The following is a 6,048-nucleotide window of genomic DNA, read 5'->3' on the forward strand; positions in this document are numbered from 1 at the left end:
GATAGGCGCTTGCTCGAAAACCTACGGCGCAATGGCTGGCTAACCAAAAACTGAGACAACTCATGTTCGGATTATTTCTTCTCATCTGCACAAGCGGTGCAGATATCTGCAGCTATGAATCAGCTGGCTACATCTACCCGGATTACCAGAACTGCGCCGCAGATATCGCCGCGCAAAAACTCCCCTATTCTTACGAATGCCTGCCAGTTGATGCTGTGGTGCGGGCTAAGGATGACCTATGACCGAAGTATTGACCTATGAGGCACTGAAGGCTGAGCGCGATGCGCTGGCTGTGGAGAATGCGGCGCTGGCGCGCGAGCGTTCTGAGCTGAGTGCTATCGGTGAACTAATCCGCACCCAAGATAACCGCATAACGGACCAGCCATTTTTTGCAGTCATGACCAAGCGGGAAATCATCAGTTCTGAAGACCACGACTGCGACCGTATTTGCTGGGTTGAAAACCAGAGTGGCAATTATGTCGAAGCCACAAAAACACAGCATCGGCGCTTGGAGGCCATCTATCAGGCCAAATACGAAGTTAGGGATGGCTGGGATAGATACGCCATGAAAGAGATTGATGTGTTTGTGACCGGCTGCTTTACCGAGCAAGGTTGCAAAGACTACATCAATAAAAATGGTCACAACCTCAACAAGCCGTTCATTTACGCCTTTGGAAGCTATCGCAACGATGAATATCAGACGGTACGGAAATTCATCATGCAGATACCTGAAACCCCAGCCACCTCCGCAGCACTTGCAGCTATCCGTGATGCAGTTCTTGACCGGGTAATCGCAAAACTTGGCGCAATGGGCTCTCCTGATTTCACCCTAATGGCCGTACAGGCATTAAAAAACGAGTTGCGGGAGGGTAAATAACATGGCCTGTAAGTGCTTTGAAAAAACAGCCGCGCTGTTCAAGGAACGCATTTCTGAAAAGATCGGCGATGCCCTTGGCGAGATTGAAGAGGCTGGGTTCGAGAACTCACTCTACAACTTCAGCGGTGGCGATCATTCCCCGGTAGCGATGAATTTTAAATTCCGCTACTACCGCAAGCGTAAGGGAGGCGGATTGGCTGCCAAACAGAGCAAGGCAGACCACCTTTGCATGATGAGTTACTGCCCTCTCTGCGGCACGAAATTCGAAGGCGACGAGCTGCGGGAGGCCAAATGAAAGAGCGCCCAGTGATTTTCAACGAATACGAAGATCGGCTGTACGCCAAAGCCGTCGAGTTCACTCGGCTTCATGCCTGCATGGGCGCGGCAAAACTCCAACGTGAGCTGAAATGCAGCTACTGGATGGCGAGCGGGTTAATCCAGAGGATGGAAAACGAAAGGATCGTAACCGCTCCAGGCTGGAACGGCGTCCGAACAGTGATTCATGGAGGTAGTGATGCCAGCAAATGAACTGAAGACACTTTCAGATTGGTTGCTAAGCGGAGAATACCTGCCGGAGTTTATGCGCGACTTCCATGCCCAAAAAGATGTGTTCAAGGCAATGCACCACGTCATCGTAAACGCCGACCAAAACGGCAACGCGCGCGATGGTCATATCTACGTTGTCGATACCTTCCTTTGGTACATGGCTCGCTGCGGTTACACCCTGCAGAGAAGCCGTAAACAGGTCGAATTTCGCAGTATGGAAGATGATATCAGCAAGATGAGAAGTGCTGTTCATGAAGCTTTTACAAAGGTGATGTCAAGTGACAGCGCTAGTGAGGTGGAGCATGGCTAAGCGTAAGAGCAACAGAGCGGCGCGGAGATTGTTGGGTATGCCGTACAAAGTCAGCAACTACCGCTGCAGGACGCCGGAAGACGACGAAAACGGATGGCCTACCGATCGGTTTCGCATGCTAACCCGGCGCCATAAACGCGCCGCAAGAATTATTCGCGCGCTGCGGGCCGAGGCCCAGGAGAAAGCATTATGAGCGTATGCATGGTTGACATTAGAAGACCAAACCAACGGATTCCTGACGTCGAAATGCCAAATCACACATGGTTTTGTGTGCTGGATATCCCGGGGATGGAAGCGCTGACAGACACCCGGAAATTCTGTGACACGGCTACTGCTACTCCGGCCAAGGCCAAAAAGATGGCTGATTTGGTTGAGGCATGGACTCCGCCGGACGGGTGGTGCAACGGTAACGACAAATAATGGCACGGCAGAATGAAGGGCTACATCGTCGAGTTCCTTCGCAACTGCAACGGATTCAGAGTGAGGTAACGAGATGGACAAGCTGAGCGAACTGAGCAAGCCTGTGGCGCAGATTTACTACGATGAACTTGATTCGTCAGTGATGCGTATCGGTTGGTTTCGTAGCGATGAGCCAAAAAACCCGGAACCCCTCTACTCGCAAGAGTACGTCTCCGCCCTGGAGCAGAAAATAGCCGAGCTCGAACAGGCAATGCGCCACATCCACGGCGCGTTATTGGATATCACAGTGCCGAGAGTGGCGATAGCTAAAGCCGCAGAATTGGCGGTTGATCACGCAGCCATGAAGGAGCAGAGCAATGGATAAATTCAGCGAACTGAAAGCGGCCGCAATGTCCGCTACTCCGGGGCCGTGGGAATGGTTCACAAGTAACAGCATGGCTCGATTGAGCAGCACCCCAAGCGGAAAAGATGGCGATGTGCTGAGTGCCTTTCGCGCATCCGATGGCGTGCCGTGCGTGAGCGTTAGCCAGCGCGATATGGCTTTCATCGCCGCCGCTAACCCTGCTGTAGTTCTTGCCCTGCTGGCAGAGCTGGAAGCGAAGGATGAGCAAAATAAATTGCTGATGCGAGAAATAGAACACGGCAAAAAGCTGCGAGTTAACATGCAGAACAATGCCGACTCACTAAGCGAGCGCATCGCCGAGCTGGAACGCGCCAATCAAGCTCAGGACGACCACATCAATCAGCAGCAGGACAGAATCGAATCTCTGGAGAAGAAAAACGGAGATTTAGGGCGATCATTGGGAGCGGCAGAAAAGCGGCTGGCTACGCCGGTGCGGTTGCCGGAGAAGTACAACATGAAGATGGCCGGTGACAAATCAACAAAGTCCATGTTCTACGGTCACAACTCTGCAATCAACGACAGCGCCAAGGCTATCCGCGCCGCTGGCTTCACCGTAGAGGGGGGTGAGCAGGATGGACAAACTAGCTGAACTTGAGAGAGTCAGTAGAGAAAACCAGCGTGTCGTGCGCGTTAACGTTGGGGTTTTGAAATCTGCCATTCGTGAAATAGAAGCGCACGCGAAAGTAAATGGTAAAGGGGTTTTCACAGACATGGTGCTGAATGCGCTGAATTCTGCAGTTAAGGGGGAGGCATGACACTAACGACTGAGCAGTTGAGCGCTGTTGAAACAACCAAAGAGTTTCGAGCGCTACTGAAATACATGCGAGCAATAGCCAAGGCAGAACCAGAAAGCGCAAAGGAGAAATGCGAGTTAGAGCCAGGCCTATGGCAGTACGCCAGCCAAAAGACTATCAAGGCCATCGTGGAGCATATCGACGCACTGGAATTTGCGGTGGCGGCTAACCGGGAGGCGCAGCCGGTGGCCTACCTGAACAAATTCTCAGGTGTATGCATGACATTGGAACAGCAACCGAATGCGGCAGATGATGTTGCGGTTTATTCCCCTCTCTACACCGCCCCGCCAGCGCCAGCAGTGCCGGAGAAATGTCCAGAGCATGTGCGCTCACTTATGAACATACATGCGGACGATCTTTTCGATGATGCCGATGCTCAGGAGATCTGGAACGCCTGCCGCGCCGCAATGCTGGCTCAACCTGTAAGCCAGGGTTACACGTTGCCGGAGGGGTGGATAGCGTGCGGCGAACGGATGCCTGATGCCGACGGGGAATATTGGTGTTGGTTCGGGAAAGAGAAACCTAGCGTTATTCAGCAGCGAGTTTGCATCTGGAACGATAGAAACCATGAGTGGTGTGACAGCGCTGTAACCCACTGGATGCCATTACCTGCAGCGCCGGAGGGTGGGAATTGACTCACAGACAACCATAATTATACTGTATGCATGAACAGTATTTTTATGGTGTGAGTTATGACTACGAAAAACGACATCGGCTATCAGGTCGTTTACCGCGGCGAGACGCTGGAGCATCCCAAAGAAGGTGGGTGGGTGTTCTTCCAGCGGCTGAAGGAATATGGCGGCGGGTACTGGCTAGGACGCACCTATCACGATCGCTTCGTTCTGGAGTATGATCGACCCACTTCACTACATGACGGCATCAAATTTATCCTCGAGATGCGCGCTGCAGAGCTAAACTTTGCAACGTTCGATGATGACTTTGAGCTGATATAGGACTGGGCGATGTCATACAACATAGCGGATAAATCACCGGAAGAGCGCGAGAAGGTTAACGTAGATTTGGCGGCGTCAGGCGTGGCGTACAAAGAGCGCATGAATATGCCGATTGTGCCTGCGCAGGTAGAAGAAGAACAGCCGGCGCATCTGCGTGAATACTTCCGTGAACGACTGCAGCATTATCGTGGCCAGAGCCACAAATTCCCAGGTCCGAGCGACCCACGCTATCAGCAGATGGCTGACGCCAACGGCAAGAAGTAAATCCAACCAACTGACATGAACCCGCTACGGCGGGTTTTTTGTTGCCCTATTTCCAAGCGGAGTAACCACTATGGACACTATCAGCGTCAGGATTCCCCGCGTCTATTTCACGGACGGGCGCGTTAGCACGGATGCATTGCAGCAGAAACTTCATCAGGCACTGTGGGAGCGTACCGGCGTGATGCCTGCTCCTGTTCGGGTATTCCTGCATGAAGGTCAAGCAATCATGGCATCCGGCTGTGGCGCTGATGATGTCGAGAACATTTTAGGATTAGGAGTTAAACATGGCTGACATCATCGACAACGCACAAGAGCAAGAAGAACTGATTATCCTCGCCGCCTTATCCAACCGGCCAAAGCCGTCAATGGTATTTACTGGCCGCTGTTATTGGTGTGGAGAGACCATCAGCAAAGGCAATTTTTGCGAGGGCGACAGTTGCGCCGAAGACTACGAACGCCGGATAAAAGCAGACAGGCAGCGAGGTGTCGCATGAGAACAAAACAAAGCACCCTACTCGTCTTTGATGGTCGCATGATCACCATCTATCTTGGTGCGGCTGATGATGAAGAGTATGCCGGTAAGATGGCTATTCTCGAGCAGATCGTTAAGCCTGGCGTAAAGCTCATTGCCGAGCAATCAACGCTCGTTTCACGCACTCCGGCAAACATCACAATCCAGTAGGTGCCAATGGACAAATACAGCCTTTCACGAAGTGAGGCCTGTAACTTCCTTGGCATCTCAGCACCCACGCTGACGAGCTGGATACGCTCAGGAAGACTGCAGGCAACAAGAAAAGACCCATCAAAAACCAAATCCCCCTACCTAATTACTCGCCAAGCCTGTATTGCCGCGCTTAACAATCCGATCCACACTGTGCCGGTGAGCGCGGATGATGCACATGAGGAGAAAGCAGCATGTCATTATTCCGCCGAGGGGAAACCTGGTACGGCAGTTACACGTCGCCAAGCGGCAAAAGAATTAAGGAGTCGCTTGGGACTAAGGACAGACGCCAAGCGCAGGAGTTGCACGACCGCAGAAAAGCTGAACTTTGGAGAATAGACCGACTGGGAGACTTCCCTGAGGTCACATTTGAAGAGGCGTGCTTACGCTGGCTGGAAGAGAAAGCGCACAAGAAATCACTCGATGCAGACAAGGGTCGGATCGGATTCTGGCTCATGCATTTTGAAGGGGTTTTGCTGAAGGATATAACTGAGGCAAAGATTTACACCGCAGTCAGCAGGATGACGAACAGGAAGGCAGAGGAACGATGGGCGTTAAGAGCAGAAGCTCTTGCCAGAAAAGGTATTGAAATTGAGCCACGGAAGGCTGAGCCTGTCTCTACCTCAACCAAAGCCAAGCACCTAGCGCTGATGAAAGCTCTAATGCGTGCTGCAGAGCGTGACTGGAAATGGATTGAAAAGTCTCCGGTGATAAAGGTTCCACAGGAAAGGAATAAACGCGTTAGGTGGCTTGAGCCTGC

Annotated in this window: 14 protein-coding genes and 2 pseudogenes; all 16 read left to right on the top strand. The window is 52.2% G+C overall.

Annotated elements, in window-relative coordinates; all coding sequences use genetic code 11:
* Positions 1-238: 238 nt before the first annotated feature.
* Positions 239-877, top strand: a complete 639-nt coding sequence (locus AB0I71_RS32200) for a hypothetical protein (protein WP_350590973.1) — start codon at positions 239-241, stop codon at positions 875-877.
* A gap of 1 nt (position 878) precedes the next feature.
* Entirely contained in the window at positions 879-1,172 is a 294-nt protein-coding gene (locus AB0I71_RS32205) for a hypothetical protein (RefSeq protein WP_350590972.1), read from the top strand.
* Positions 1,173-1,183: 11 nt separating this feature from the next.
* Positions 1,184-1,405, top strand: coding sequence for a DNA translocase FtsK (locus AB0I71_RS32210; RefSeq protein WP_357591120.1), 222 nt, complete (start codon positions 1,184-1,186; stop codon positions 1,403-1,405).
* Positions 1,392-1,733, top strand: coding sequence for a hypothetical protein (locus AB0I71_RS32215; RefSeq protein WP_357591122.1), 342 nt, complete (start codon positions 1,392-1,394; stop codon positions 1,731-1,733). The genes AB0I71_RS32210 and AB0I71_RS32215 overlap by 14 nt, the downstream gene beginning before the upstream one ends.
* Positions 1,726-1,926: a stationary-phase-induced ribosome-associated protein gene (sra, locus tag AB0I71_RS32220; protein ID WP_350590968.1), complete on the top strand. Its 201-nt coding sequence runs from the start codon at positions 1,726-1,728 to the stop codon at positions 1,924-1,926. Before AB0I71_RS32215 ends, sra begins: the two co-directional genes overlap by 8 nt.
* Before the next feature lie 300 nt (positions 1,927-2,226).
* Complete coding sequence (locus AB0I71_RS32225) at positions 2,227-2,517, top strand: hypothetical protein (protein WP_350590967.1); 291 nt, start codon at positions 2,227-2,229, stop codon at positions 2,515-2,517.
* Positions 2,510-3,145 (top strand): ead/Ea22-like family protein, encoded by a 636-nt coding sequence (locus AB0I71_RS32230; RefSeq protein WP_350590966.1) that lies wholly within the window; start codon positions 2,510-2,512, stop codon positions 3,143-3,145. Before AB0I71_RS32225 ends, AB0I71_RS32230 begins: the two co-directional genes overlap by 8 nt.
* Positions 3,129-3,311, top strand: coding sequence for a hypothetical protein (locus AB0I71_RS32235; RefSeq protein WP_356808694.1), 183 nt, complete (start codon positions 3,129-3,131; stop codon positions 3,309-3,311). The genes AB0I71_RS32230 and AB0I71_RS32235 overlap by 17 nt, the downstream gene beginning before the upstream one ends.
* Positions 3,308-3,985 (top strand): DUF551 domain-containing protein, encoded by a 678-nt coding sequence (locus tag AB0I71_RS32240; RefSeq protein ID WP_350590963.1) that lies wholly within the window; start codon positions 3,308-3,310, stop codon positions 3,983-3,985. The genes AB0I71_RS32235 and AB0I71_RS32240 overlap by 4 nt, the downstream gene beginning before the upstream one ends.
* 57 nt (positions 3,986-4,042) lie before the next feature.
* Complete coding sequence (locus tag AB0I71_RS32245; RefSeq protein ID WP_060441884.1) at positions 4,043-4,303, top strand: hypothetical protein; 261 nt, start codon at positions 4,043-4,045, stop codon at positions 4,301-4,303.
* A 9-nt stretch (positions 4,304-4,312) separates the two neighbouring features.
* Positions 4,313-4,567 (top strand): DNA polymerase III subunit theta, encoded by a 255-nt coding sequence (locus AB0I71_RS32250; protein WP_350590962.1) that lies wholly within the window; start codon positions 4,313-4,315, stop codon positions 4,565-4,567.
* A 70-nt stretch (positions 4,568-4,637) separates the two neighbouring features.
* Positions 4,638-4,859 (top strand): hypothetical protein, encoded by a 222-nt coding sequence (locus AB0I71_RS32255; RefSeq protein WP_350590961.1) that lies wholly within the window; start codon positions 4,638-4,640, stop codon positions 4,857-4,859.
* The gene (locus tag AB0I71_RS32260) at positions 4,852-5,061 is read left to right on the top strand and encodes a hypothetical protein (protein WP_350590960.1); all 210 of its coding nucleotides are present in this window, start codon (positions 4,852-4,854) and stop codon (positions 5,059-5,061) included. Before AB0I71_RS32255 ends, AB0I71_RS32260 begins: the two co-directional genes overlap by 8 nt.
* A gap of 38 nt (positions 5,062-5,099) precedes the next feature.
* Positions 5,100-5,249: a hypothetical protein gene (locus tag AB0I71_RS32265; protein WP_350590958.1), complete on the top strand. Its 150-nt coding sequence runs from the start codon at positions 5,100-5,102 to the stop codon at positions 5,247-5,249.
* Between the two features lie 6 nt (positions 5,250-5,255).
* Positions 5,256-5,363: pseudogene (locus AB0I71_RS32270) on the top strand (helix-turn-helix domain-containing protein); the annotation flags it as partial.
* A gap of 119 nt (positions 5,364-5,482) precedes the next feature.
* Positions 5,483-6,048 (top strand): annotated as a pseudogene (locus tag AB0I71_RS32275) (integrase); the annotation flags it as partial.

The sequence above is a fragment of the Micromonospora sp. NPDC049891 genome (assembly GCF_040660295.1).
GTDB lineage: Bacteria > Actinomycetota > Actinomycetes > Mycobacteriales > Micromonosporaceae > Micromonospora.

Excerpts from the sequence above, each read along its gene's own strand:
- AB0I71_RS32250 (WP_350590962.1), top strand. The coding sequence starts at position 4,313 with ATGTCATACAACATAGCGGATAAATCACCGGAAGAGCGCGAGAAGGTT.
- AB0I71_RS32265 (WP_350590958.1), top strand. The coding sequence starts at position 5,100 with ATGATCACCATCTATCTTGGTGCGGCTGATGATGAAGAGTATGCCGGT.
- AB0I71_RS32230 (WP_350590966.1), top strand. The coding sequence starts at position 2,510 with ATGGATAAATTCAGCGAACTGAAAGCGGCCGCAATGTCCGCTACTCCG.
- AB0I71_RS32225 (WP_350590967.1), top strand. The coding sequence starts at position 2,227 with ATGGACAAGCTGAGCGAACTGAGCAAGCCTGTGGCGCAGATTTACTAC.
- sra (WP_350590968.1), top strand. The coding sequence starts at position 1,726 with ATGGCTAAGCGTAAGAGCAACAGAGCGGCGCGGAGATTGTTGGGTATG.
- AB0I71_RS32205 (WP_350590972.1), top strand. The coding sequence starts at position 879 with ATGGCCTGTAAGTGCTTTGAAAAAACAGCCGCGCTGTTCAAGGAACGC.
- AB0I71_RS32255 (WP_350590961.1), top strand. The coding sequence starts at position 4,638 with ATGGACACTATCAGCGTCAGGATTCCCCGCGTCTATTTCACGGACGGG.
- AB0I71_RS32200 (WP_350590973.1), top strand. The coding sequence starts at position 239 with ATGACCGAAGTATTGACCTATGAGGCACTGAAGGCTGAGCGCGATGCG.
- AB0I71_RS32235 (WP_356808694.1), top strand. The coding sequence starts at position 3,129 with ATGGACAAACTAGCTGAACTTGAGAGAGTCAGTAGAGAAAACCAGCGT.
- AB0I71_RS32215 (WP_357591122.1), top strand. The coding sequence starts at position 1,392 with ATGCCAGCAAATGAACTGAAGACACTTTCAGATTGGTTGCTAAGCGGA.
- AB0I71_RS32245 (WP_060441884.1), top strand. The coding sequence starts at position 4,043 with ATGACTACGAAAAACGACATCGGCTATCAGGTCGTTTACCGCGGCGAG.
- AB0I71_RS32240 (WP_350590963.1), top strand. The coding sequence starts at position 3,308 with ATGACACTAACGACTGAGCAGTTGAGCGCTGTTGAAACAACCAAAGAG.
- AB0I71_RS32260 (WP_350590960.1), top strand. The coding sequence starts at position 4,852 with ATGGCTGACATCATCGACAACGCACAAGAGCAAGAAGAACTGATTATC.